Below are 25,272 nucleotides of genomic sequence, written 5' to 3'. Positions count from 1 at the left end.
GACTCCCACCTTGAAAAAGCGGGCTATCTTAACGGAATGAGGGCTTCAGGGCCAAAGGACTCTCATAAATACTCGCAGACTTACGTTAGCCCAATGATGCGGCGTGTGTCGGTTCGGGCACCAATCTGTGCCAAACCGGTCACAGTTTGCGACCGATGGCTCAAGTCGCCATCCCCTCAGCCGACAGCCTGCTGACAGGAGACTACTAATTATGCTGCCACCGATGCTCCCCTTGAGTGCCGTGCCGATCACCTCACAGCAGGACCCGATCCGCCAGCGCCCGGATATTCCGCCTGTCGTGCCGGTGCAGGAAAGCTCCAACGAAAGCACGATCGACCTGCAACAACGCGATCCCGAAGAGGCGGCTTTTCAGCTGCGCGAGGAGCAGCGCCGCAAGCTTGAGCGTGACCGGCGTCGTCGTGAGGCTGATGAGGATCCGCAGGAGCACCTCGCGGTTCCCGGTGATGAGCTTAATGCCGACAATACTGTGCCGGTGGCGCCATTGATGGAAGATCAGCCGCGCCAGGGGTTGTGGGTCGATATTCAGATTTGAGGTTGCGGCTGGTCAGCGCTGGCGCCAGGCCGCATTATTGCGATAAACCTGCCGAACGATGTATTGAGCACCATGAGCCAAGATGACAAGTTGATCGATCTTAATTCTGAACGCGCCAAGCGGGTTCATGACCTTAATGAAAAGCGTCTGAATGAAGTGCGTCAGGCGTTTGAGCAGGCGATGCCGTTGGGCAAAGCCAAGAAAAAGCCGAAGAACAAACCGAAAAAGCGTTGAAGTACCCTGCATCTGTTGATGCAGGTCAGTTATTTCCCCTCCTTTACGCCCTGTCTTGGGCGACATTGATCCCGGTCAATTTTCTCTTCTGTCTGATTGGTTAACTTAGCCCTATCGCAACAGGGCAGGTGCAGGAGGGACGTCATGTTTTTCGATAACGTGGTGATCGCCGGAGTGCTGACGGTTGGCCTCATGGTTCTGTTTTTTGCAGGGTTTGGATTTTTTATCTGGAAGGATTCGCATAAGCGTAAGCCGTAGGTCTTTCTGGGTGTAATGAGCACGCAAGGCATTTTGGGCGACTTCGGTTGCCCTTTTTTTTTGGTTGTAGTGGCGGCCTTTGGGCCGACCATGTTCTCTTGGTTGTACCTGGGCTAGTTGTGGGAGCGAGCTTGCTCGCGATGGCGGCCTGACAGCCGACCAGTCTCTTTCATGTGTACATATCCGTTGCTGCGGTAACGGCCACTTAGGGTTTCGCCCTGACGGCGACTCCCTTTGGCAAACGCCCCAAAGGAAGCAAAGGTCTTTGCCCCGGCGTTCGGCCCCTCGCTTAGGCTCGGTGTTCCTTCGCTCCGGCATTCATCTGGGGGCATCGCCTCCGGTCGGCTTCGCTTCGACCTCCTCTCGATGTGTTCGACTTCGTCGAACGGCGCTACGCGCCTACCCCCCAGATGAACGCCTCCACTCAGCCTGCCGAAGGGGCGGGTGGATCAAGATCAAAAGCAGGCGAGCTACCGCTCGGCCTATTGAGTGGTGAGGAGCGAAGCGGGTACGCCGATTTATTGTGGGAGCTGGCCTGCCGGCGATGGCGGCCTGACAGCCGACCAATCTCCTGCAGATGTACACCGAACCCTGTGGGAGCTGGCCTGCCAGCGATGGCGCCCCGCCGGCCGACCAATCTCCTGCAGATGTACACCGAACCCTGTGGGAGCTGGCCTGCCAGCGATGGCGCCCCGCCAGCCGACCAATTTCCTGCAGATGTACACCGAACCCTGTGGGAGCTGGCTTGCCAGCGAAGGCGGCCCGCCAGCCGACCAATCTCTTGCAGGTGTAAACCGAACCTTGTGGGAGCTGGCCTGCCAGCGATGGCGCCCCGCCAGCCGACCAATCTCCTGCAGATGTACACCGAACCCTGTGGGAGCTGGCCTGCCAGCGATGGCGTCCCGCCAGCCGACCAATCTCCTGCGGATGTACCCATTCCCCTGTGGGAGCTGGCCTGCCAGCGATGGCGCCCTGCCGACCGACCAATCTCCTGCAGATGTACACCGAACCCTGTGGGAGCTGGCTTGCCAGCGATGGCGCCCCGCCAGCCGACCAATCTCCTGCAGATGTACACCGAACCCTGTGGGAGCTGGCCTGCCAGCGATGGCGCCCCGCCAGCCGACCAATCTCATGCGGATGTACCCATTCCCCTGTGGGAGCTGGCCTGCCAGCGATGGCGCCCTGTCAGCCGACCAATCTCCTGCAGATGTACAGAACCCTGTGGGAGCTGGCTTGCCAGCGATGGCGCCCCGCCAGCCGACCAATTTCCTGCAGATGTACACCGAACCCTGTGGGAGCTGGCCTGCCAGCGATGGCGCCCCGCCAGCCGACCAATTTCCTGCAGATGTACACCGAACCCTGTGGGAGCTGGCTTGCCAGCGAAGGCGGCCCGCCAGCCGACCAATCTCTTGCAGGTGTAAACCGAACCTTGTGGGAGCTGGCCTGCCAGCGAAGGCGGCCCGTCAGCCGACCAATCTCTTGCAGGTGTAAACCGAACCCTTTGGGAGCGAGCCTGCTTGAGATGGCCAGCCCATCATTTTCGGTAGATCACTGAGACCGAATTGCAGGCATTAAAAAGGCGCGAACCTCACGGGACGCGCCTTTTCGTTGTAGCTATATATCAGCTGCCCAGTGCCTTCGAGGCCAGCCAGAACAGGCCGGCCGACAGGGCCACTGTTGCGGGCAGGGTCAGGACCCAGGCCAGCAGGATGGTTTTGACGGTGCCGCCTTGCAGGCCGCTTTTATTGGCGACCATGGTGCCGGCGACGCCGGAGGACAGGACGTGGGTGGTGGAGACCGGCAGGCTGAAGATGTTTGCCAGGCCGATCATGCACGCGGTGGTGATTTGTGCCGACATGCCTTGGGCGTATGTCATGCCTTGCTTGCCGATCTTCTCGCCGATGGTCAGTACCACGCGTTTCCAGCCCACCATGGTCCCGAGGCCGAGGGCCAGGGCGACGGCCAGAATCACCCAGAACGGGGCGTATTCGGTGGTGGTGGTCAGGTCTTTGCGCAGTTTGTCCAGGTCAGCTTTTTCACGGGCTGCCAGGGTAGGCAATTTGCTGACTTTCTTTGCAGTGTCGTCCAGGCAAAGCAGGTAGCGACGCACTTCGATGCGGCTTTCCGATGGCAGCGAATGGTAGTCCGCTACACCTTTAAGGGTGCCGAGCAGGGCAGTGATGGTCGGTTCGGTCTGTTGCGGGTTGCAACGGAATTTCTCCGGCAGATCGCCTTCCACACTTTTGCCCAACGCCAGGAACTCGCCCAAGGTGTCAGAGTTGCGTTTGTAGAACTGGCTCAGGTGCAAGGTCGCATCGCGGGTGCGCTCGATCTGGTAAGTCGTGCTGCTCAGGTCGAGTACGAACTGCGCCGGCACGATACCGATCAGTACCAGCATGATCAGGCCGATACCTTTCTGACCATCGTTGGAACCGTGCACGAAGCTCACGGCCATGGCCGAGATCACCAGTACCAGGCGGTTCCAGAATGGTGGGTGCTTTTTGTCGTCGAGCTTGCGGCGCTGGTCCGGTGTCTTGTGCATCTTGGACAGGGGACGCCACCATTTAAGGCCGACCAGCACCAGCGCGGCGACGATGAAACCCGCCAGCGGCGAGAACACCAGGGATGCACCGATATCGATCGCCTTCTGCCAGTTCACGCCATCGGCCAACGGAATATCGTTGATCAAGGCGTTCGCCAGGCCGACACCGAGGATCGAACCGATCAGGGTGTGGGAGCTGGAGGCGGGGATACCGAAGTACCAGGTGCCCAGGTTCCAGGTGATGGCGGCGGCGAGCAACGAGAACACCATGGCCAGTCCGTGACCGGTGTTCACATTGATCAGCAGTTCTACCGGCAGCAGGTGGACGATGGCATATGCCACGCCAACACCGCCCAGCAGCACGCCGAGGAAGTTGAACACACCGGAAAAGAACACCGCCAGATGAGGCGGCATGGCTTTGGTGTAGATAACAGTGGCCACCGCGTTAGCGGTGTCATGAAAGCCGTTGATGAACTCGAAGGCGAGGACAAAGGCCAGGGCGAGCAAGAGGCTCACAAGCACCCAAGCATCTAGTCCGCTGAATAAATCGATCATGAAGGTTTTCTGACCCGGTCATAAGGGGGCGCGATTATGCCAGAAAAGACTGCTAATCGATGCACTTGCTGCTCATCGGTAACATTCTTCAATGAATTAGTTTGCGCTGATAGCTTATGACCCAGCTTTTTTCGGGGTTTTGCAAGTCATTGAATTGTTGAGGAAAGGCCACAGCCACAAGGGTTTCGCTCGGGAAGCCGAGAGGCTTGAACGCTTGTGTGAAATATCTGAAAAGAGGGTCAGGTATGCGCCATTTGCCTCAACCGATGATGAGGCGGCCGCTGCCCGCTTGTAGCGGGCGCGAAAGGCACCATCCCTGCAACCCGCTTTTAACAGGTGCAGATGCAGACCCTTGGAGGGATTCAGGCCGAGGCAATCATGGCTCTTCGGCTTTGAGTTCCTTTTCCATCTTTTGCAATTCCTGGCTGAACGCCTGATCCTGAACGGTGGCGCGTTTACGCCAAGGCTTGCGCTCGGGTTCGGGCTGAGCGGCGTAGGTGGTGACTTCCCCGCCGTAAACTTCCTTGTAACGTTGTTCCTGGCGCTCAAGTTCCGCGCGCAGTTCGTCTTTCGTCACAGTGCTACCTGTATGAGTTGAGATAAATTCTGGTGAAACGCACTGCATGGATCTATCGACCACGTTTGCCGAAAGGGCATGCCGGACAAGGCATCGTTTTACGGCAGGTGAACAATACTTCCATGTTGCAGGCGGCCACGGCACCAGAGAAAAACAGCTGACGTAGCATCAGTTACCTGTTTCAGCACGCGCGTTGGTCGAGCATATGAAATGAGCGTCAAGCGTTTGCTGCGGGCAGCGACGGTAGAGTACCGGGCTGTCGAGTGGCGGCGTCGGCACGTAAAAAACCGGCCACCACTGAGATGCATTATAGCGGTCGAACCGAATAACACTATCTCCGTAGAGTTAAAAGTAGTTCACCGTGTGTGATTGTTTTGTTAATAGCAACTTTTGCTGTAACTACGCGCCGATGAAGTCGCTGGGCACCGATGTCTTTCTGGCGCCATAAAGCCGAACAAGTTACGCCAATTACTACATCGCACCTTAAAGTCCGCGCTCCAACAGGAATAAAGACATTTAGTGTCGACGTTAACATCAGCGTCAGGCATTGCCTGGCGCCAATTGCGATTATCGGTCGATGGTTCGATAATCGCCCAATCTTGGCGGCCGGTGGCTTGTGTGCAGAACCGGTAGCCGCTTGTAATAGCCGCTGATCCGTGTAGGAAAGGACCTGATATGAACGATCAAATGCGCAACTCCTTCGCTTCGGTGGCACCGCCAATCGTGGCCTCGCCCGCCAAGCGCATCCAGGCCCTGACCGGCGACCCGGATTTCATGACGTCCCTGGCGCGGGGCCTCGCGGTGGTGCAAGCGTTCCAGGAGCGCAAGCGCCACCTGACGATTGCCCAGATCAGTCACCGCACGGAAATTCCCCGCGCTGCGGTGCGACGTTGCCTGCATACCCTGATCAAACTCGGCTATGCCACCACGGACGGTCGCACCTATTCGCTGCTGCCCAAGGTGTTGACCCTGGGGCATGCCTATTTATCTTCCACGCCACTGGCGGTGTCCGCCCAGCCGTATCTGGACCGCATGAGTGAACAGCTTCACGAGGCGTGCAACATGGCGACGCTGGAAGGCGACGACATTTTGTACATCGCGCGCTCGGCCACTACCCAGCGCCTGATTTCCGTGGACCTGTCGGTGGGTGGACGACTGCCCGCCTATTGCACGTCCATGGGCAGGATTCTTCTCGCTGCGCTGGACGACACTTCGCTGCGCGAGTACCTCGACCATGCGGATTTCCAGGCCAAGACCAGCCGAACCCTGCACACCCCCGAGGCGCTGCTTGAGTGCCTGCAAGAAGTGCGGCAGCAAGGCTGGTGCATTGTCGATCAGGAGCTGGAGCAAGGCCTGCGTTCCATTGCCGTTCCGGTGTACGACGCTTCCGGTCAGGTCGTGGCCGCGCTGAACGTCAGCACCCACGCCGGACGGGTCAGCCGCAATGAACTGGAGCAGCGTTTCCTGCCAGGTTTGCTGAGTGCCAGCCGCGACCTCAGCGCGCAACTGTTTGCCTGAATCTTCTAAGCTGTTCGATAAACGCACAGAGTCGCGTTTATCGAATTGACGCTCTTTCCCCGGGATCATTACTGTCGCGGCAGCGCCAGCCTTGGCTGGCACCTGTCCGACTGCGTTCTTGCGTGGAATAAAAATAATGAACCAGCCTCAGTCTGCTGTAGGAAACTGCCTCGATGTGCAGTCCTTCATCAATGCTCAACCCATTTCGCGCTATCAGTGGCGAGTGGTGATCCTATGTTTTCTGATTGTCTTTCTCGATGGCCTCGACACCGCGGCGATGGGTTTCATCGCACCGGCCCTGTCCCAGGATTGGGGGATCGACCGCGCCAGTCTCGGCCCGGTGATGAGTGCCGCGTTGATCGGCATGGTCTTTGGCGCTCTGGGCTCCGGCCCGTTGGCTGACCGCTTCGGGCGAAAAGTCGTACTGGTCGGCGCGGTTTTGCTGTTCGGTGTCTTCAGCCTGGCGTCGGCCTACAGCACTAACGTTGATCAATTGCTGGTGCTGCGATTCCTGACCGGCCTGGGTCTGGGCGCCGGCATGCCGAACGCCACGACGTTGCTGTCGGAATACACCCCGGAGCGCAAAAAATCCTTGCTGGTGACCAGCATGTTCTGCGGCTTCAACCTCGGCATGGCTGGCGGCGGGTTTATCTCGGCCAAACTGATTCCTGCATTCGGCTGGCACAGCTTGCTGTTGATCGGCGGGATTCTGCCGCTGATCCTTGCCGTTGTCTTGCTGTTCTGGTTGCCGGAATCGGCGCGCTACCTGGTCGTGCGCAATCGCGGTACCGACAAAGTGCGCAAGACCCTGGCCCCCATCGATCCGACCATCGTCGCTCAAGCCTCGAGCTTCAGCGTGCCGGAACAAAAAACCGTGAAGGCGCGCAACGTGTTTGCGGTGATTTTCTCCGGCACCTACAGCACCGGCACCTTGTTGCTGTGGCTGACCTACTTCATGGGCTTGGTGATCGTTTACCTGTTGACCAGCTGGCTGCCGACGCTGATGCGTGACAGCGGCGCGAGCATGGAGCAAGCAGCGTTCATTGGTGCGTTGTTCCAGTTTGGCGGTGTGTTGAGCGCCGTGGGTGTGGGATGGGCGATGGACCGCTTCAATCCGCACAAGGTCATCGGCATTTTCTACCTGCTGGCTGGTGTGTTTGCCTACGCGGTAGGGCAGAGCCTGGGCAACATCACGCTTTTGGCGACGCTGGTGCTGGTCGCCGGGATGTGCGTCAACGGCGCGCAGTCGGCGATGCCGTCGCTGGCCGCGCGGTTTTACCCGACTCAAGGGCGGGCGACCGGTGTCTCGTGGATGCTGGGGATTGGTCGTTTCGGCGCGATCCTTGGGGCCTGGATGGGCGCGACGCTGCTGGGCCTGGGCTGGAACTTTGAACAAGTGCTGACGGCGCTGGTGATTCCGGCGGCTGTGGCGACCACCGCCGTGGTGATCAAGGGCATGGTCAGTCATGCGGATGCGACCTGACGGTATATGAGCGTTACCTGATCGTTCCCACGTCGAGGCGTCGAACCGTCCGCGTGGGAATGCCTCAAATGGGCGCTCTGCGTCCGCTTTTGGGACGCGGAGCGTCCCGGGCTGCATTCCCACGCAGAGCGCGGGAACGATCAAGTCGACGATCGGTAGCTGAACAACAATCTGTTCGATAAACGAACACTCAGTCGATTATCGGATTGTTTGACGTTTTGTGCAGGCTTAATCTTCAGTCATTCCGGCGCAGCGCATCGCGCCTTTTTCTTCCACTGTCGGTTAATAAAAACGGGAGCCTGCCCCATGGCTGAAATCCTTTCGCTGCACGACGCGGTGAAGCAGTTCGTTAACGACGGCGATACCGTCGCGCTCGAAGGCTTCACTCACCTGATCCCTACGGCGGCGGGTCATGAAATCATTCGCCAGGGTAAGAAAGATCTGACGCTGGTGCGAATGACGCCTGACCTGATCTACGACCAGTTGATCGGCGCCGGGTGTGCTCGCAAGCTGATTTTCTCCTGGGGCGGCAACCCTGGCGTCGGCTCGCTGCACCGTCTGCGCGATGCGGTCGAGAAACAGTGGCCGCATGCGCTGGAAATCGAAGAGCACAGCCACGCCGACCTGGCCAATGCCTACGTCGCGGGCGCCTCCGGCCTGCCGTTCGCGGTGCTGCGTGCTTACGCCGGCTCCGACCTGCCGAAGGTCAACCCGCTGATCAAAACCGTAACCTGCCCATTCACCGGTGAAGTGTTGGCCGCCGTGCCTTCGGTGCGCCCGGACATCACCGTGATCCACGCGCAGAAAGCCGACCGCAAAGGCAACGTGCTGTTGTGGGGCATTCTCGGTGTGCAGAAAGAAGCTGCGCTGGCCGCCAAGCGTTGCATCGTCACCGTTGAAGAAATCGTCGACGACCTCAATGCACCGATGAACTCCTGCGTGCTGCCGACCTGGGCCTTGAGCGCGGTCTGCCACGTCCCTGGCGGTGCGCATCCGTCCTACGCCCACGGGTACAACGAACGCGACAACCGTTTCTACCAGGCTTGGGACCCGATTGCCCGCGACCGTGAAACCTTCACCGCGTGGATCAACGAATACATCCACGGCTGCGCTGACTTCAGCGAGTTCCAGGCCAAGCTGGCCGCTGCTTCGGAGGCCAAGTAATGACTTACACCACCAATGAAATGATGACCGTCGCCGCCGCCCGCCGCCTGAAAAACGGTTCAGTGTGCTTCGTCGGCATCGGCCTTCCATCAAAAGCGGCCAACCTGGCGCGCCTGACGTCGTCGCCGGATGTCGTGCTGATCTACGAATCGGGTCCGATCGGTGCCAAGCCCAGTGTATTGCCGCTGTCGATCGGTGATGGCGAACTCGCGGAAACCGCCGACACCGTCGTCCCGACCGGTGAGATTTTTCGCTATTGGCTGCAGGGCGGGCGCATTGACGTCGGTTTCCTCGGCGCCGCACAAGTCGACCGCTTCGGCAATATCAACACCACAGTGGTCGGCGATTACCACGCGCCGAAAGTCCGTCTGCCAGGGGCTGGCGGTGCGCCGGAGATCGCCGGTTCGGCTAAAAGCGTGCTGATCATCCTCAAGCAATCGGCGCGTTCCTTCGTCGACAAACTCGACTTCATTACGTCGGTCGGCCACGGCGAGGGCGGCGATTCACGCAAGCGTCTCGGCCTGCCGGGCGCTGGCCCGGTCGGCATCATTACCGACCTGTGCATCATGGAACCGGAAGCTGGCACCCATGAATTCGTGGTTACCGCATTGCACCCGGGCGTGACCCGCGAGCAAGTGACCGCCGCCACCGGCTGGGCGATTCGCTTTGCCGAAACCGTGGAAAACACCGCCGAGCCGACCGAGGTCGAATTGAAGGCGCTCAGGGATCTGGAAGCCCGTACTGCCGCCGCCCATGGCCAAGCACCCGGAGAAGCGTGATGCGTGACGTTTATATCTGCGACGCGATTCGCACCCCCATCGGCCGTTTCGGCGGTGGCCTGTCGGCGGTACGCGCTGACGATCTGGCCGCCGTGCCGATCAAGGCGCTGATGGAGCGCAACCCCTCGGTGGACTGGAACGCGGTCGACGAGGTGTTCCTCGGCTGCGCCAACCAGGCCGGTGAAGACAACCGCAACGTGGCGCGAATGGCGCTGCTGTTGGCGGGGCTTCCGGAAACCATTCCGGGCGTGACCCTCAACCGTCTCTGTGCTTCGGGGATGGATGCCATCGGCACCGCGTTCCGCGCCATCGCCAGCGGTGAAATGGAGTTGGCGATTGCCGGCGGCGTCGAATCGATGTCCCGCGCGCCGTTCGTGATGGGCAAGGCTGATGCGGCGTTCTCGCGCAACATGAAGCTGGAAGACACCACCATTGGCTGGCGCTTCATCAATCCGTTGATGAAAGCCCAATACGGTGTCGATGCGATGCCGCAGACCGCCGACAACGTGGCTGACGATTACCAAGTGTCTCGCGAAGATCAGGACGCTTTCGCACTGCGTAGCCAGCAACGGACAGCCGCCGCGCAAGCTGCAGGATTTTTCGCTGAAGAAATCGTTGAAGTGCGCATTGCCCACAAGAAAGGGGAAACCGTCGTCAGTCAGGATGAGCATCCTCGCGCCGACACCACCTTGGAAACCCTGGCCAAACTGAAACCGGTCAACGGTCCCGATAAATCGGTCACTGCCGGCAATGCATCGGGTGTGAACGATGGTGCCGCGGCGCTGATCCTGGCTTCGGCCGAAGCGGTGAAAAAACACGGACTGACTGCTCGCGCCAAAGTGCTGGGCATGGCGAGCGCCGGTGTAGCGCCTCGGGTCATGGGCATCGGCCCGGTCCCGGCGGTACGCAAATTGACCGAGCGCCTTGGTCTGGCCGTCAGCGATTTCGACGTGATCGAACTCAACGAAGCGTTCGCCAGCCAGGGCCTGGCGGTGCTGCGTGAGTTGGGGCTGGCGGATGATGCGGCTCAGGTCAACCCGAACGGTGGCGCCATTGCCCTGGGCCATCCGCTGGGCATGAGCGGTGCGCGCCTGGTGCTGACTGCGTTGCATCAGCTGGAAAAAACCGGTGGAAAGAAAGGTCTGGCGACCATGTGCGTTGGCGTCGGCCAGGGTCTGGCTTTGGCGATCGAACGCGTCTGACGCGCAGCAGTGACAATAAGAACTGAGGAAAGTGAAATGACTGACAAGCCTGGTTACCGCCGTCCGCAGGAAGGCACCCAGCCGGACTACCTGCACCCGGCCTATCAATCCACCAACCGTCGCTCGCCGTCCAAGCCGTTGGTGTTTTTGCCCCATTCGTTGTCGGAAATCACCGGCCCGACAATCGGTGCAGAGCGCGTCAACGAGCTGGACAACGATCTGACCGCCCAGCACAAGGGCGAGCCTTTGGGCGAGCGCATCATCATTCATGGCCGTGTGCTGGATGAAAACGGTCTTCCCGTGCCGGGGATTCTGGTGGAGATCTGGCAGGCCAATGCCGCCGGTCGCTACAACCATGACCGCGACCTGCACGATGCGCCGCTGGACCCGAACTTCACCGGGACCGGCCGCACCGTGACCGACGCCGATGGCTGGTATCAATTCCAGACCATCAAGCCCGGCGCCTATCCGTGGGGTAACCACCACAATGCATGGCGTCCGGCGCACATCCATTTCTCGCTGTTCGGACCGAGCATCCTGACGCGTCTGGTCACGCAAATGTATTTCCCGGGCGATCCGCTGCTGGCTTACGACCCGATCTATAACTGCGTGCCCGATACCAGCGCCAAAGAACGCTTGATCGCCAGTTTCGACCTGGAAAAAACCATCCCTTCCTATGCCCTCGGTTATCGCTGGGACATCGTCTTGCGCGGCCGCGATGCCACGCCGATGGAGAAATAAGATGACGCTGACTGCGACCACGTCCCATACCGTCGGACCTTACTACCACATCGGCCTGACCTGGCTGAACCGCGAAAACCTTACCGTCGAAAACACCCTGGGCGAGCGCGTGGCGATCACCGGGCAAGTCATCGATGGCAATGGCGATATCGTCAACGACGCGATGCTGGAAATCTGGCAGGCCAATGCTGCCGGCAAGTACGACCACCCGGAAGACGATCAGGACAAACCCCTGGACCCGAACTTCGAAGGATTTGGCCGGGTGCCGGTGGATGCCGAAGGGCGCTTCCGTTTCACCACGATCAAGCCTGGAACCGTGGAGGGTCTGAAAGGCTCGACTCAGGCTCCGCATCTGGTGGTGCTGGTGTTTGCTCGCGGGTTGGTCAAGCACCTGCTGACGCGGATTTATTTTGACGGCGAGCCGGCCAATGTGGCCGATCCGCTGCTCGAATGTGTGCCGGCTGAACGCCGCGGTACGTTGCTGGCGAAGCAGGATGCGAGCGGTGTTTACCAGTGGAACGTAATCCTGCGGGGCACCGACGCCGAGACGGTGTTCTTCGATTATTGACTCCACCTGATCGTTCCCACGCTCTGCGTGGGAATGCATCCCGTGACGCTCTGCGTCACAGTGGACGCGGAGCGTCCATGGCGGCATTCCCACGCAGAGCGTGGGAACGATCGGAATGTGTTGCTGATCTATCTGCGGAACGGGACTGTTGCGAAGTATGTCTAGACTCTCACTGTCCCCATTGAGTAAAAAAATAATGACAACACCTACGACTGCCCCCGTTCATTACACCGGCGAAGAGCGCAGCAAGCGGATCTTCGCCATTGTCGGTGCCTCGTCCGGCAACCTCGTGGAATGGTTCGACTTCTACGTCTATGCCTTTTGCGCGATCTATTTCGCCCCGGCCTTTTTTCCGTCTGATAACCCGACGGTGCAACTGGTCAACACGGCGGGCGTGTTCGCCGCCGGGTTCCTGATGCGGCCCATCGGCGGCTGGATTTTCGGCCGGGTGGCGGATAAGCACGGGCGCAAGAATTCGATGCTGATCTCGATTCTGATGATGTGCTTCGGTTCGTTGCTCATCGCCTGCCTGCCGACCTACAAGGACATCGGTGTCTGGGCACCGGTCATGCTGTTGTTCGCGCGTCTGATCCAGGGCCTGTCGGTAGGCGGCGAGTACGGCACCACCGCGACTTACATGAGTGAAATCGCCCTCAAGGGCCAGCGTGGGTTCTTCGCCTCGTTCCAGTACGTGACGCTGATTGGCGGCCAACTGTTGGCGGTGTCGCTGGTGGTGATCCTGCAACAGTTCCTCACCGAAGATGACTTGCGTGCCTACGGCTGGCGGATCCCGTTTGTGGTCGGTGCGGCGGCGGCGCTGATTTCGCTGTTCCTGCGTCGTTCGCTCAAGGAAACCACGAGTAAGGAAATGCGTGAAAACAAGGACGCCGGCAGCATCGCCGCTTTGTTTCGCGATCACAAGGCAGCCTTCATCACCGTGCTCGGTTACACCGCCGGCGGCTCGCTGATTTTCTACACCTTCACGACTTACATGCAGAAGTACCTGGTGAACACCGCCGGCATGCAGGCCAAGACCGCCAGCTACATCATGACCGGCGCGCTCTTCCTTTATATGTGCATGCAGCCGCTGTTCGGCATGCTCGCGGACAAGATCGGCCGTCGTAATTCCATGCTCTGGTTCGGCGCCCTCGGGACGCTGTTCACCGTGCCGATCCTGCTCAGCCTGAAAAGTGTCAGCAGCCCGTTCCTGGCCTTTGTACTGATTACCGTGGCGCTGGCGATCGTCAGTTTCTACACCTCCATCAGTGGCCTGGTAAAAGCCGAGATGTTCCCGCCCGAAGTGCGTGCACTGGGTGTCGGCCTGGCGTACGCGGTGGCCAATGCGATCTTCGGCGGTTCGGCGGAATACGTGGCCCTGAGCCTCAAGGCCGGCGGTATGGAGAACTCCTTCTACTGGTACGTCACGGTGATGATGGCGGTGGCGTTCCTGTTCAGCCTGCGCTTGCCGAAACAGGCGAAATACCTGCACCACGACCTTTGATCTATCCGCGTGGGCCACATCGGCCCACGCCTTCAGGGATTGTTTATGAACCAGCGACCGGGCAATCAATTGTTCGATGCCTATTTCACTGCCCGCGACATGCGTGAAGTGTTCTGCGATCAGGGCCGGGTTCAGGCCATGCTCGATGTCGAAGCGGCATTGGCGCGAGCGCAAGCACGCGTCGGCTTGATTCCGCACACCGCTGTCGCGCCTATTGAAGCGGCCTGTCAGGCCGGGTTTTATGATTTTGCCGCACTGGGCGAGGCGATTGCCACGGCCGGTAATTCGGCGATTCCGCTGGTCAAGGCATTGGGCAAGCACATTGCCGCCAGCGATGCCGAGGCCGAGCGTTACGTGCATTTGGGCGCCACCAGTCAGGACGTGATGGACACCGGTCTGGTGCTGCAACTGCGCCAGGCACTGGTGTTGATCGAACGAGATCTGGCGCAGCTGGGCGAAACGTTGGCGACCCAAGCATTGCGCTACGTCGCCACGCCGCTTGCTGGCCGCACGTGGTTGCAACATGCGACACCCGTCACCCTGGGCATGAAAATCGCCGGATGGCTGGGCGCTGTAAGCCGCAGCCGACAACGGCTGCAAGAACTCAAACCGCGCCTGTTGGTGCTGCAATTCGGCGGCGCTTCCGGGACCCTTGCGGCCCTCGGCGACCAGGCAATGCCGATTGCCGAAGCCTTGGCCGGTGAACTGCAACTGACGTTGCCGGAGCAACCCTGGCACACCCAGCGTGATCGGCTGGTGGAGTTCGGCTCGGTGCTGGGTTTGATCGCCGGCAGCCTCGGCAAGCTCGGCCGTGACATCAGCCTGTTGATGCAGACCGAAGCGGGGGAGGTGTTCGAACCTTCGGCACCGGGCAAGGGCGGTTCCTCGACCATGCCGCACAAACGTAACCCGGTGGGCGCGGCGGTGCTGATCGGCGCGGCCACTCGCGTACCCGGTTTGCTCTCGACCCTGTTCAGTGCGATGCCTCAGGAACACGAGCGCAGCCTGGGCTTGTGGCATGCCGAGTGGGAAACACTGCCGGAGATTTGCTGCCTGGTGTCGGGCAGCCTGAAACAGGCGTTGCTGGTGGCCGATGCTCTGGAAGTGGACGCCGAGCGCATGGCTCGCAACCTCGACCTGACCCAAGGCCTGGTGCTCGCCGAAGCGGTGAGCATCGTCCTGGCCCAGCGGGTCGGCCGCGATACTGCACATCATTTGCTGGAACAGTGCTGCAAACGCGCCGTGGCGCAACAACGTCATCTGCGTGCGGTACTGGGCGAGGAACCGCATGTGACCGCGCAGCTTTCCGCCGCTGAACTGGATCGTCTGATGGACCCCGCCAACTACCTCGGCCAGGCCCATACCTGGGTCGAGCGAGCGGTGGCTGAACATTCTGCATTGACTGCCTGAAGGAGACTGCTGTGGCTTTCGTGAAACTCGCCGATGGCGAACTGCACTACCAAATTCAAGGGCCGGTCGACGCGCCCGTACTGGTGCTGTCCAACTCCCTGGGCACCGACCTGCACATGTGGGACGCGCAGATCGCGGCGTTCGCCGAGCATTTTCGCGTGCTGCGTTTCGACACCCGGGGGCACGGCAAATCGCTGGTGACGCCGGGGCCGTACAGCATCGAGCAACTGGGGCATGACGTGCTGGCGCTGCTGGATGCGCTGAACATTGAACGCGCACATTTCTGCGGGTTGTCGATGGGCGGTTTGATCGGCCAGTGGCTGGGGATCAATGCCGGCGAGCGCCTGCATAAACTGGTGGTGTGCAACACCGCCGCGAAAATCGGCGATCCGTCGGTGTGGAATCCACGAATCGAAACCGTGTTGCGTGACGGTCCGGCCGCGATGGTCGCTTTGCGCGATGCTTCGATTGCGCGCTGGTTCACCGCCGATTTTGCCCAAGCCAATCCAGCGGTGGCAAAGCAGATCACCGACATGCTCGCGGCCACTTCTCCTGAAGGCTACGCGGCCAATTGCGCCGCTGTGCGCGACGCGGATTTCCGCGAGCAGCTGTCTTCGATCAAGGTGCCGCTGCTGGTCATCGCCGGCACCGAAGATGCGGTTACGCCGCCGTCCGGTGGGCACTTCATTCAGGAGCATGTGCAGGGCGCCGAGTACGCCGAGTTCTACGCTGCTCACTTGTCCAACGTCCAGGCCGGTGACGCTTTCAGCGCGCGGGTGTTGGCATTTCTGGCAGGCCACTGAGGATTTTCTTTTGGACGAGAAACAACGTTACGACGAAGGCCTGAAAGTTCGCCGCGCGGTGTTGGGCGATGCCCACGTCGACCGCAGCCTGAACGCCCTGACCGAGTTCAACTCGGAGTTCCAGGAGATGATCACCCGCCATGCCTGGGGCGACATCTGGACCCGTCCGGGCCTGCCGCGCCACACCCGCAGCCTGATCACCATCGCCATGTTGATCGGCATGAACCGCAACGAAGAACTCAAGCTGCACCTGCGCGCCGCCGCCAACAACGGCGTGACTCGCGGCGAGATCAAGGAAGTGATCATGCAGAGCGCGATCTACTGCGGGATTCCGGCTGCCAACGCCACGTTCCACCTCGCGGAGTCGGTGTGGGATGAGTTGGGAGTCGAATCGCGGGAGTGATCCTTCGGATTTATGTTGCTTGATCTGCCGCCTTCGTCGGAAGGCGGCCCGTCAGCTTGCATCAATGCTAAGAGTCAAACCGTGGCGACAATGAAAATCCGCTTGAACGGAAACAGCGTTCGCCCATCGGGCTCATGCGGGTAGCGCGCATGCACCCGCATCATGAAGTGATAGATGAAGCGAGCCTGTTCGTTCCCCTCCAACGCTTGCATCACCGAGCGCAAAGCCGACACCTTGATCCAGTCGTAGATCGGCGACTTGCCATCGACGACCTGCAGCTGTTCGGTCTCCCAGATATCCAGCGTGCGGGTGATGGGCGAGAGCAACCGATAGTAATTTTCCAGCGAGAGCAATGGGCGCGCAGCCAAGTTTTTGCGCAGTTGAGGGGTGCCCAGCGTTTTGCCGTCGGGGCCGCCATCATCAAGGGTATCGAGCATCAGCTGATACCACACCGCATCCCGCCAGTCGGGCATGTGCGCCGCCAGACAGCCACCCGGATTGAGATAACCCAGCAGCCGCGGCAGCAAGTGTTCGTGATCGTCGATGAAATGCAGTACAGCGGCGGCAAAGAGCAGATCGGCGGGTTGCTCCGGTTGCCAGGTTTGTAGATCGCACTGCTTCCATTGCGCCTTGATCGGCAGGCAGCCTGCCTCCACGAGCATTTGCTTCGAACTGTCGATACCCATCAGGTGCGCTCGGGGCCAGCGCTTGGCCAGGACTTGGGTGGCGATGCCAGTGCCGCAACCCAGGTCGTATATGCGTTTGGGGAATTCCAGGTCGACACGCTCGAGCAACTCGTTCACCGGTCGTTGTCGAAGCCTTGAGAATTGTTGATAGGCCTTGGCGTCCCAGTCGGGTTTGGCATTGCTTGTTGCCTTCAGGTCGGTGCTCATGAGGTTGTCCTCTCTGGCGATTCAAAGTTGTCTTCCAATGACGTTGAGGGTTTTAAGTAAAAACCCCACACCTCTTCGCGTATCGGGCTCGCGCAACAGTTTCAGCAGTTGATAAAAGCCGGGGGGCTGCTCGTTTTCTGCACTGTCGGCTTTTGCCACACGCACGGCGTTGCTGACCGTCCAGGTGGCTGCTGTGGCGTTCTCGAAAAGCTGAGCCAGCTTTTCCACCATCGGGGCGTCCAGCAAATCGACGATGTCGCTGACCAGTGACAGCAGGTCTATCAGGTTGTCTATCCGACCACCGTCAATCAGTGGTTTGAGTTTCGCCATCAGTGCGGACTCATTGGCTACGTCCATCGCATTCACTCCTCCCTGTGCAGGGTCAAAGCATTCCACGGGCGACCGCCCAGTACAGACCGCGATTGAAGCCGTTTCTGAGCAAACCGCCGAGTTTGGTGGGCGGTGTCGGCAGAACATCGTGGCAGTAGTCATACCAAAGCGGCATTCCTGCATTCAGGCCCATTTGCGCCACGGCCTGGACGCGTCCGTCATACACGGCGATGGTGGTGCCCAGACGAATTTCGCCTGCGATGTTGTTGGCGATCACGGGTGCCTGGTTATGGCAGGCGCCGCCGGCTTTGCTGACGGGCAGGTCGACGGTGTCACCGATGACATAGACGTTTTCCAGGCCGTAAACCTGCAACGTTTCATGGTTGGTAGGCAACCAGCCTTCGTTGTTGGCGGCGTGTGATGCGCCACACTCCAACACGGCGTCTACCGCCCGGATCGGTGGGGTCGCCATGAGAATGTCGAACGGTTGTTCCTCACCTTCTTCGGAGTAAGCAATTTTCTTGTCAGGATCGACTCGCTTCAGGGTGAAGCCGCGCTGGAAGCGAATGTTTTTCTGCTCGAAGAGCCCCGGCAGAATTTCCCCGGTGGGCCGTTGCAGGAACAGACAGTTGCGCATTAATTGCGCGGTTGTCGGGTAGGTGTAGATGATCTCTACATGATCGCGCACGCCCCTGCGTCGCAAGTAGTCATCCAGCATCAAGGTGGTTTCCACGGGGGCGATTCCGCATTGATGCGGGACATTCGGCGTTTGCGGGAACGACACCGTGATAAAGATGCGGCCTTTCTCGATCGTGCTCAGGCGTTGCGCCAGTTGCCGGGCAGGCTCGTACTGATAGAAATGGTCACCCGCTTGCTTCAGTCCTTCGATGCGCTCTGGCGCCGGTATGCAGCCGGTGGCAATGACTAAAAAATCATAGCCGTACTGCTTGCCGCTGCGGGTGTACAGATGTTGGCGGTAGAAATCGAAACGAATGACTTCTTCAACGTGAAAGTCGATTTCCGGACGCAGCAGTGAACGTTCCGGGCGCTTGAGTTCTTCCTGAAAAAACAGGTTGAACGCCACATACATGAAGGCAGGTTTATAGAAGTGATCGGGAGAATTGGACAGCAGTGCAATCGAGACTTCGCCGCGCAGGATTTCTGGATACAGCTTGCTGGCCAGCTGATTGGCCAACATGGTTCCACCGACGCCGCCACCGACGATAACTATTCGCTTGCTCATACCTGACCTCCGAGGTCATGGCAGCTTCGCGTACAGCATCCGGAGATAACGGAAGGAAACAGGGGCTCCTACATCAGGGCTGGAGAATTAAACACGCAAGTTGACTGTATCTGTCAGCGTGCAAATCACCAGCGCCTACCGACAAACGGTGAGAGGCAGGCGACCGTTTTTCGTCTGCGGTCGCTGCCTGAATCTCGTTACAAGAGGCTGATCGGATAGCTGACGATCAACCGATTCTCGTCGAACTCGTTATTGCTGTAGTCGCGGCGCATGGTCGAGTTGCGCCATTTGACGTTCAGGTCCTTGAGCGCGCCGCTTTGTACGGTGTAGCCCAATTCGCTTTCACGGCCCCATTCCTTGCCATCGGTGATGTTGCCGGTGTGCACGTTGTCGCCGCTGATGTAGCGGTTCATCAGGGTCAGGCCGGGAACACCGAGGGCGACGAAGTTGTAGTCATGACGCACCTGCCAGGATTTTTCCCGGGCGTTGTCATAACTGGAGTTGTAGCTGTCGTTGGCCAGCGTGCCGCCGCTGGTGCCGTTGACGCGCATCCAGGCGCTGTCGCCGGTGAGTTTTTGCAGACCGACATAAAAGGTGTTGCCGCCGTACTTGGCCGAGAACAGGCCATAAAAGGTTTTGTTGTCGAGGTCGCCGGCCCGGGCGCTGCCGTCGTCCTTGCCGTAGAAGAAACCGAGGTTGGCGCCCAGGGTCCAGTCGCCCAGTGGCTGGCTGTGAATCAGGTTCACGAACTGCTGGCTGTAGATGTCCTTGAGTTCGGCATTCCACAGACCTATCTGCGTGCGCTTGTCATTAAACACGTATTCGCCGCCCTGGAAGTTGAAGCGGTCGGAGGTGAAGGCGGGTTTTCCGGTCATCGACATGTCGTTCATGCTGCTGTCGTCGCGCGGACTGTTGGCGCGGAATTGGCCGCCGTAGAGCGTCAGGCCGGTGATTTCCTTCGAGGTGATCTGGCCGCCACGGAAGGTTTGCGGCAGCGAACGGCCGTCGTCCGAGCGCAGAATCGGTAGTACCGGCATCCATTCACCGACTTTCACTTCGGTCTGCGACAGCTTGGCCTTGAACGCCACGTTGGTGCGGCCGAAGTTGTCGGCCGGGCGCCCATCGTGGTCCAGCGGCAGCAACTGCGTTCCACCGGTGCCTTTACCGCCGTCGAGTTTCACCGAGTACAGGCCCAGCACGTCCATACCGAACCCTACGGTGCCTTGGGTGAACCCTGACTTGGCGTCGAGAATGAAACTTTGTGTCCACTCTTCCGCCTTGCCTTGAGCCTTGGTCGGGTTGGTGAAATTGCGGTTGATGTAGAAGTTGCGCAGGTTCAGGTTGACCTTGGCGCCGTCGACAAACCCCGATTCCTCGGCCATGACAGGCAGGGCAGCGCTGGCCAGGGCGATGGCGATCATGCCGGGAAAATAATACTGCGCGGTGGAAGGCGTCATGGGGCGGTCTCTCTAATTGTTAGGGATGAAACAGGGCGCTGCCGCAACGGTGGGGTTGCAGACAAAGGATTCGAAGTTGTGAGAATCGGAACGGATCAGCCGGACAGGGCGGGGCGCGGGGGCATGGTGTCGAACCTGATGTTATTGGTCTTGTGGGGGCAGATGGTGAGGGGAATGAACCAGATGGTTCAATTGGCAAAAGCGGGTTTTGGGCGATTATCGAACGTAAATTGGTTTGGATTTTGTGGTGTTTGTGCGGGCTTCATCGCGAGCAGGCTCGCTCCCACACTGGTCATTTCGGGTACATGCAATTTGTAGCGAACACAAATCCCCTGTGGGAGCGAGCTTGCTCGCGATGAGGCCAGCGCTGACAACACGGCTTTCCCGCAGACAACAAAAAGCCCACCAAAAGGTGGGCTTCTTGTTTACAGCGCGATCAGAACAACTTCATCTTCGGCGCGTCTTCTTTCAGCGGTTCGACTTTCGCCGTCTGCTCATTCCAGCCACCGCCCAAGGCCTTGTACAGATTGACCGCGCTGACCAACTGCGCCAGACGATCAGTGATCAGCACTTGTTGCGCGTTGAACAGCTGACGCTGGGCGTCGAGGAAGGTCAGGTTGCTGTCGACACCAATGCGGTAACGACGCTCGGCCAGGCGGTAGTACTCCTGGTTGGCGGTGACGTTGTCACGCTGCGCCTGCAACTGGTCGGTGTAGGTCAGGCGGGCAGCCAGGCCGTCGGCGACTTCCTGGAAGGCCGTCTGGATGGATTTCTCGTAGTTCGCCACGCCGATGTCTTTCTGGATTTTCGAGTAATCCAGGCTGGCGCTCAGGCTGCCGGCGTTGAAGATCGGCAGGTTGATCTGCGGCGAAAACAGCCAGGTGCCCGAACCGCCCTTGAACAGACCGGACAAGTCCGGGCTCAGGGTGCCGGCGTTGGCCGTCAGGCTGATGCTCGGGAAGAACGCAGCCCGTGCCGCACCGATGTTGGCGTTGGCAGCTTTCAGGTTGTATTCGGCCTGGAGGATGTCCGGACGACGTTGCAGCAAGTCCGATGGCAGACCGGCGGGCACGTCACTCAGCAAATCTTCAGACAGCGGTTTGGCGGCTTGCAGGTTGGCCGGAAGGCCGGTGCCGAGCAGCAGCACCAGGCTGTTTTCATCCTGGGCAACCTGGCGGGTGTACTTCGCCAGTTGAACCCGGGCGGTTTCCACCGAGGTGCGCGACTGGGCCAGGTCCAGCGCCGAAGCCACGCCGACCTCGTTGCTGCGCGCGGTGAGCTTGTAGCTCTCCTCGAACGCAGCGAGGGTGTCCTGGGTGACTTTCAGCAGTTCCTTGTCGGCTTGCCAAGCCAGGTAAGCGTTGGCCACGCTCGCCACCAGACTGATCTGCGTACTGCGACGACCTTCTTCGGTCGCGAAGTACTTCTGCAGCGCTTCTTCGCTGAGGCTGCGAACCCGACCGAACATGTCGAGTTCATACGCGCTGATACCCACGGTGGCCGAATAGGAACTGCTGATCCCCGCTTCGCCAGTCTGCGAGGCCCTTGCCGGGACGCGCTGACGGCTGCCGGTGCCATTGGCCGAAACGGCCGGGTACAGATCGGCGCGCTGGATGCGGTATTGAGCCGCGAACGCATCGATGTTCAGGGCCGCGACGCGCAGGTCACGGTTGTTTTCCAGCGCGACCTGGATCAGCTGTTGCAGCGCCGGGTCATGGAAAAACTGCTTCCAGCCTTGTTCGGCGGCAGCCTGGGCAGGCGCCTGGGCCGGCGAATACGCCGGACCTTGCGGGTATTGCGCGGCCACCGGTGCTGCGGGCTGCTGATAGTCAGGAATCAGCGAGCAGCCACCGAGCACGAAGGCGGCGACGGCTAGGGAGAGTAGCGACTTGCTCATTGGCCAGCCTCTTTAGTAGGTTCAATAGCGTCATCCTGGTCGGCGATTTTGCGCTGGCCCATGGACGACACGGTGACGAAGAACAGCGGGACCCAGAAGATCGCCAGAATCGTGGCGGTGAGCATACCGCCAATTACCCCGGTACCGATCGCATGCTGGCTACCCGAGCCTGCGCCTGTGGAGATTGCCAGGGGCACCACACCAAGAACGAACGCGAGCGAGGTCATGATGATCGGTCGCAAACGCATGCGGCAGGCTTCGATCGCCGCATCGCGCAGGCTGCGCCCCTGTTCATGCAGCTCCTTGGCAAATTCGACAATCAGAATGGCGTTTTTCGCCGCCAGACCGATAGTCGTCAACAGGCCCACCTGGAAGTACACGTCGTTGGACAGACCTCGCAGGCTGGTGGCCATCAGCGCACCGATGATCCCCAGCGGCACGACCAACATCACCGCGATCGGAATCGACCAGCTTTCATACAGCGCCGCCAGACACAGGAATACCATCAGCAGCGATAGCGCATACAACGCTGGCGCTTGCGAACCGGACAGGCGTTCCTCGTACGACAGACCGGTCCAGGAAATACCGACACCTGCCGGCAGTTTCTGGGCGATGGCTTCGACTTCGGCCATCGCTTCACCGGTGGAGTAGCCAGGCGCCGGGGCACCGAGGATTTCCATCGCCTCTACACCGTTGTAACGGGCCAGTTTCGGCGAACCGTAGATCCATTCACCCTTGGCGAAGGCGGTGAACGGCACCATCGCGCCGTCGCGATTGCGCACGTACCACTTTTTCAGGTCTTCAGGACTCATGCGTGCGCCGGGCTGGCCTTGTACGTAAACCTTCTTCACCCGACCACGGTCGATGAAGTCGTTCACATAGCTACTGCCCAGGGCAATCGATAGGGTGTTATTGATGTCGGCGATGGTAATGCCCAGTGCACTGGCCTTCTCGTCGTCGATTTCCAACTGGTATTGTGGCTCGTCGTTCAGACCGTTCGGGCGCACTTGCGACAGCACTTTGCTTTGCGCTGCCATACCGAGGAACTGGTTGCGGGCCGCCATCAGTTTTTCGTGACCGATACCGGCACGGTCTTGCAGGAACACGTCGAAACCGGTGGCGTTACCCAGTTCCAGAACCGCCGGTGGCGCGAATGCGAACACCATGGCGTCACGGAAGGTGAAGAAGTGCTGCTGGGCGCGGGCCGCAACCTTGAACACGTTGTTGTCGGCGTTACGCTCGTCCCACGGCCGCATCATGATGAACGCCATGCCCGAGCTCTGGCCACGGCCGGCGAAGTTGAAGCCGGTCACGGTAAACACCGAGTTCACTGCATCGCCTTCACCGCCATCCTTGCTTGGACGCAGCAGGAATTCACGCATCTGGTCCACGACCACCTGGGTGCGCTGGGAAGTCGAACCGGCCGGGGTCTGCACTTGAGCGAACAGTACGCCCTGGTCTTCTTCCGGCAGGAACGCCGTTGGAATACGGGTGAACAGCCAGATCATGCCGACCAGGATCAGAAGGTACGCCAGCAGGAACGGAATCTTGTTCGCAAGCATGTTGCCCACGCCACGTTCGTAGCTGCGTACGCTTCGGTCGAAGTTGCGGTTGAACCAGCCGAAAAAGCCGCGTTTCGGTACGCCGTGTTCACCTTTCGGAATGGCCTTGAGCATGGTGGCGCACAGTGCCGGGGTGAAGATCAACGCGACCATCACAGACAACGCCATGGCCGAAACGATGGTGATCGAGAACTGCTTGTAGATCACGCCAGTGGATCCGCTGAAGAACGCCATCGGCAGCAGTACCGCCGACAGCACCAGGGCGATACCGACCAGTGCACCCTGGATCTGCCCCATGGATTTCTTGGTGGCCTCCTTGGGTGACAGGCCTTCTTCGCTCATGACCCGTTCGACGTTTTCCACCACGACGATGGCATCGTCCACCAGCAAGCCGATGGCCAACACCATGCCGAACATGGTCAGGGTGTTGATGCTGAAACCGAACGCCGCGAGGATCCCGAATGTACCAAGCAATACCACTGGCACTGTCATCGTAGTGATGACCGTGGCGCGGAAGTTTTGCAGGAACAGGAACATCACCAGGAACACCAGCACGATCGCTTCGACCAGGGTTTCAACCACACCCTTGATCGACTCGGTCACCACGGGCGTGGTGTCGTACGGGAACACCACTTCCATCCCTTGCGGGAAGAACGGCTTGAGGCTGTCGATGGTCTTGCGCAGGGCTTTTGCGGTGTCGAGGGCGTTGGCACCGTTGGCCAGTTTCACCGCGAGACCGGAAGCCGGGGCGCCGTTGAACTGGGCGTTGATGCTGTAGTTTTCGCCACCCAGGCCGACGTCGGCGACATCCTTCAAACGAACCTGGGAACCGTCCTTGTTGACCTTGAGCAGGATTTTGTTGAATTGCTCAGCGGTCTGCAGACGGGTCTTGCCGATGATCGTCGCGTTCAGCTGTGTATCGGGCATGGCCGGCAGGCCGCCGAGCTGGCCGGACGAGATCTGCACGTTTTGTGCGGCAATGGCAGTCTTGACGTCAATCGGGGTCAGGCTGAAGTTGTTCAGCTTGGCCGGGTCGAGCCAGATACGCATGGCGTATTGCGAGCCGAACACCTGGAAGTCGCCCACGCCGGCTGTCCGCGAAATCGGGTCCTGCATGTTGGACACGATGTAGTTGGACAGGTCGTCCTTGGTCATGCTGCCGTCACGCGAAACCACGCCGATCACCAGCAGGAAGTTCTTCACGGCCTTGGTGACACGGATACCTTGCTGCTGCACTTCTTGCGGCAGCAGCGGGGTGGCCAGGTTCAGTTTGTTCTGGACCTGAACCTGCGCGGTGTCGGAGTTGGTGCCTTGCTCGAAGGTCGCGGTGATCGTCATGGTGCCGTCGGAGTTACTTTCCGACGAGACATAACGCAGGTTGTCGATACCGTTGAGCTGCTGTTCGATGACCTGAACCACGGTGTCCTGCACGGTTTGTGCGGAAGCGCCCGGGTAGGCCACGGAGATCGCAATCGCCGGAGGCGCAATGCTCGGGTATTGGTTGATCGGCAGTTTGAGGATCGATAGTGCCCCGACCAGCATGATCACCAGGGCGATTACCCAGGCGAAAATCGGACGGTCGATAAAAAATTTCGACAT

The 25,272-nt window shown here is 59.8% G+C and carries 22 protein-coding genes; 14 read left to right on the top strand and 8 right to left on the bottom strand.

All coding sequences use genetic code 11. The annotated features are described in order from the left end of the window. The first annotated feature begins 211 nt into the window (after positions 1-211). The 3 genes from HNR03_RS06095 to ccoM all read left to right on the top strand — a co-directional run bounded on the left by HNR03_RS06095 (position 212) and on the right by ccoM (position 1,045). Positions 212-553 (top strand): aspartate-semialdehyde dehydrogenase, encoded by a 342-nt coding sequence (locus HNR03_RS06095; RefSeq protein WP_222590069.1) that lies wholly within the window; start codon positions 212-214, stop codon positions 551-553. Positions 554-625: 72 nt separating this feature from the next. After that, on the top strand, positions 626-787 hold the full coding sequence (locus tag HNR03_RS06090; protein ID WP_007935839.1) for a hypothetical protein: 162 nt from the start codon (positions 626-628) through the stop codon (positions 785-787). A 144-nt stretch (positions 788-931) separates the two neighbouring features. Beyond that, positions 932-1,045: a cytochrome c oxidase subunit CcoM gene (gene ccoM, locus HNR03_RS31735; protein ID WP_010462558.1), complete on the top strand. Its 114-nt coding sequence runs from the start codon at positions 932-934 to the stop codon at positions 1,043-1,045. A 1,621-nt stretch (positions 1,046-2,666) separates the two neighbouring features. Here the strand turns inward: ccoM and HNR03_RS06085 are convergent. Further along, complete coding sequence (locus HNR03_RS06085; protein ID WP_222590071.1) at positions 2,667-4,142, bottom strand: inorganic phosphate transporter; 1,476 nt, start codon at positions 4,140-4,142, stop codon at positions 2,667-2,669. 376 nt (positions 4,143-4,518) lie between these two features. Next, positions 4,519-4,719, bottom strand: coding sequence for a hypothetical protein (locus tag HNR03_RS06080; protein ID WP_007903846.1), 201 nt, complete (start codon positions 4,717-4,719; stop codon positions 4,519-4,521). Between the two features lie 675 nt (positions 4,720-5,394). On the opposite strand from HNR03_RS06080, the gene pcaR reads away from it, so the two are divergent. The 11 genes from pcaR to pcaC all read left to right on the top strand — a co-directional run bounded on the left by pcaR (position 5,395) and on the right by pcaC (position 16,291). Next, positions 5,395-6,237, top strand: a complete 843-nt coding sequence (pcaR, locus tag HNR03_RS06075) for a pca regulon transcriptional regulator PcaR (protein WP_222590072.1) — start codon at positions 5,395-5,397, stop codon at positions 6,235-6,237. 136 nt (positions 6,238-6,373) lie between these two features. Next, positions 6,374-7,720, top strand: coding sequence for an MFS transporter (locus HNR03_RS06070; RefSeq protein WP_222590073.1), 1,347 nt, complete (start codon positions 6,374-6,376; stop codon positions 7,718-7,720). Positions 7,721-8,026: 306 nt separating this feature from the next. Next, a complete protein-coding gene (locus HNR03_RS06065; RefSeq protein WP_007947285.1) occupies positions 8,027-8,884 on the top strand; it encodes a CoA transferase subunit A in 858 nt (285 codons plus the stop codon). Next, positions 8,884-9,663 (top strand): CoA-transferase subunit beta, encoded by a 780-nt coding sequence (locus HNR03_RS06060; RefSeq protein WP_017336838.1) that lies wholly within the window; start codon positions 8,884-8,886, stop codon positions 9,661-9,663. Before HNR03_RS06065 ends, HNR03_RS06060 begins: the two co-directional genes overlap by 1 nt. After that, positions 9,660-10,865, top strand: a complete 1,206-nt coding sequence (gene pcaF, locus HNR03_RS06055) for a 3-oxoadipyl-CoA thiolase (protein ID WP_259151610.1) — start codon at positions 9,660-9,662, stop codon at positions 10,863-10,865. The genes HNR03_RS06060 and pcaF overlap by 4 nt, the downstream gene beginning before the upstream one ends. Before the next feature lie 36 nt (positions 10,866-10,901). Beyond that, positions 10,902-11,606: a protocatechuate 3,4-dioxygenase subunit beta gene (gene pcaH, locus HNR03_RS06050; RefSeq protein WP_259151609.1), complete on the top strand. Its 705-nt coding sequence runs from the start codon at positions 10,902-10,904 to the stop codon at positions 11,604-11,606. Between the two features lies 1 nt (position 11,607). Next, positions 11,608-12,174: a protocatechuate 3,4-dioxygenase subunit alpha gene (gene pcaG, locus HNR03_RS06045; protein WP_259151608.1), complete on the top strand. Its 567-nt coding sequence runs from the start codon at positions 11,608-11,610 to the stop codon at positions 12,172-12,174. A gap of 196 nt (positions 12,175-12,370) precedes the next feature. Further along, positions 12,371-13,675, top strand: a complete 1,305-nt coding sequence (locus HNR03_RS06040) for an MFS family transporter (protein WP_259151607.1) — start codon at positions 12,371-12,373, stop codon at positions 13,673-13,675. A gap of 45 nt (positions 13,676-13,720) precedes the next feature. Further along, the gene (locus HNR03_RS06035) at positions 13,721-15,085 is read left to right on the top strand and encodes a 3-carboxy-cis,cis-muconate cycloisomerase (protein WP_259151606.1); all 1,365 of its coding nucleotides are present in this window, start codon (positions 13,721-13,723) and stop codon (positions 15,083-15,085) included. 11 nt (positions 15,086-15,096) lie between these two features. Then, on the top strand, positions 15,097-15,888 hold the full coding sequence (gene pcaD / locus HNR03_RS06030; protein ID WP_259151605.1) for a 3-oxoadipate enol-lactonase: 792 nt from the start codon (positions 15,097-15,099) through the stop codon (positions 15,886-15,888). Between the two features lie 10 nt (positions 15,889-15,898). Beyond that, complete coding sequence (pcaC, locus tag HNR03_RS06025; protein ID WP_008147336.1) at positions 15,899-16,291, top strand: 4-carboxymuconolactone decarboxylase; 393 nt, start codon at positions 15,899-15,901, stop codon at positions 16,289-16,291. Positions 16,292-16,365: 74 nt separating this feature from the next. On the opposite strand, the gene HNR03_RS06020 is transcribed toward pcaC, so the two are convergent. The 6 genes from HNR03_RS06020 to emhB all read right to left on the bottom strand — a co-directional run bounded on the left by HNR03_RS06020 (position 16,366) and on the right by emhB (position 25,272). Continuing rightward, positions 16,366-17,184 carry a methyltransferase domain-containing protein gene (locus HNR03_RS06020; protein WP_259151604.1) on the bottom strand — a complete coding sequence of 273 codons (819 nt, stop codon included), beginning with the start codon at positions 17,182-17,184 and terminating at the stop codon, positions 16,366-16,368. 21 nt (positions 17,185-17,205) lie between these two features. Next, positions 17,206-17,541 carry a DUF1641 domain-containing protein gene (locus HNR03_RS06015; protein WP_259152090.1) on the bottom strand — a complete coding sequence of 112 codons (336 nt, stop codon included), beginning with the start codon at positions 17,539-17,541 and terminating at the stop codon, positions 17,206-17,208. Between the two features lie 25 nt (positions 17,542-17,566). Then, positions 17,567-18,757 carry an FAD/NAD(P)-binding oxidoreductase gene (locus tag HNR03_RS06010; protein ID WP_259151603.1) on the bottom strand — a complete coding sequence of 397 codons (1,191 nt, stop codon included), beginning with the start codon at positions 18,755-18,757 and terminating at the stop codon, positions 17,567-17,569. 197 nt (positions 18,758-18,954) lie between these two features. Next, positions 18,955-20,214 (bottom strand): OprD family porin, encoded by a 1,260-nt coding sequence (locus HNR03_RS06005; RefSeq protein WP_259151602.1) that lies wholly within the window; start codon positions 20,212-20,214, stop codon positions 18,955-18,957. 436 nt (positions 20,215-20,650) lie between these two features. Continuing rightward, positions 20,651-22,111, bottom strand: a complete 1,461-nt coding sequence (gene emhC / locus HNR03_RS06000; RefSeq protein WP_222590086.1) for an efflux RND transporter outer membrane subunit EmhC — start codon at positions 22,109-22,111, stop codon at positions 20,651-20,653. Next, positions 22,108-25,272, bottom strand: coding sequence for an efflux RND transporter permease subunit EmhB (emhB, locus tag HNR03_RS05995; protein ID WP_222590087.1), 3,165 nt, complete (start codon positions 25,270-25,272; stop codon positions 22,108-22,110). Before emhB ends, emhC begins: the two co-directional genes overlap by 4 nt.

It is taken from the genome of Pseudomonas sp. JAI111 (assembly GCF_024809425.1).
Taxonomy (GTDB): domain Bacteria; phylum Pseudomonadota; class Gammaproteobacteria; order Pseudomonadales; family Pseudomonadaceae; genus Aquipseudomonas.
This window is presented reverse-complemented; position numbering and strand designations above follow the sequence as displayed.

Coding starts and splice junctions, on each gene's coding strand:
- HNR03_RS06095 (WP_222590069.1), top strand. CDS start 212: ATGCTGCCACCGATGCTCCCCTTGAGTGCCGTGCCGATCACCTCACAG.
- HNR03_RS06090 (WP_007935839.1), top strand. CDS start 626: ATGAGCCAAGATGACAAGTTGATCGATCTTAATTCTGAACGCGCCAAG.
- ccoM (WP_010462558.1), top strand. CDS start 932: ATGTTTTTCGATAACGTGGTGATCGCCGGAGTGCTGACGGTTGGCCTC.
- HNR03_RS06085 (WP_222590071.1), bottom strand. CDS start 4,142: ATGATCGATTTATTCAGCGGACTAGATGCTTGGGTGCTTGTGAGCCTC.
- pcaR (WP_222590072.1), top strand. CDS start 5,395: ATGAACGATCAAATGCGCAACTCCTTCGCTTCGGTGGCACCGCCAATC.
- HNR03_RS06070 (WP_222590073.1), top strand. CDS start 6,374: ATGAACCAGCCTCAGTCTGCTGTAGGAAACTGCCTCGATGTGCAGTCC.
- HNR03_RS06065 (WP_007947285.1), top strand. CDS start 8,027: ATGGCTGAAATCCTTTCGCTGCACGACGCGGTGAAGCAGTTCGTTAAC.
- HNR03_RS06060 (WP_017336838.1), top strand. CDS start 8,884: ATGACTTACACCACCAATGAAATGATGACCGTCGCCGCCGCCCGCCGC.
- pcaH (WP_259151609.1), top strand. CDS start 10,902: ATGACTGACAAGCCTGGTTACCGCCGTCCGCAGGAAGGCACCCAGCCG.
- pcaG (WP_259151608.1), top strand. CDS start 11,608: ATGACGCTGACTGCGACCACGTCCCATACCGTCGGACCTTACTACCAC.
- HNR03_RS06040 (WP_259151607.1), top strand. CDS start 12,371: ATGACAACACCTACGACTGCCCCCGTTCATTACACCGGCGAAGAGCGC.
- HNR03_RS06035 (WP_259151606.1), top strand. CDS start 13,721: ATGAACCAGCGACCGGGCAATCAATTGTTCGATGCCTATTTCACTGCC.
- HNR03_RS06020 (WP_259151604.1), bottom strand. CDS start 17,184: ATGAGCACCGACCTGAAGGCAACAAGCAATGCCAAACCCGACTGGGAC.
- HNR03_RS06015 (WP_259152090.1), bottom strand. CDS start 17,541: ATGGACGTAGCCAATGAGTCCGCACTGATGGCGAAACTCAAACCACTG.
- HNR03_RS06010 (WP_259151603.1), bottom strand. CDS start 18,757: ATGAGCAAGCGAATAGTTATCGTCGGTGGCGGCGTCGGTGGAACCATG.
- HNR03_RS06005 (WP_259151602.1), bottom strand. CDS start 20,214: ATGACGCCTTCCACCGCGCAGTATTATTTTCCCGGCATGATCGCCATC.
- emhC (WP_222590086.1), bottom strand. CDS start 22,111: ATGAGCAAGTCGCTACTCTCCCTAGCCGTCGCCGCCTTCGTGCTCGGT.
- emhB (WP_222590087.1), bottom strand. CDS start 25,272: ATGTCGAAATTTTTTATCGACCGTCCGATTTTCGCCTGGGTAATCGCC.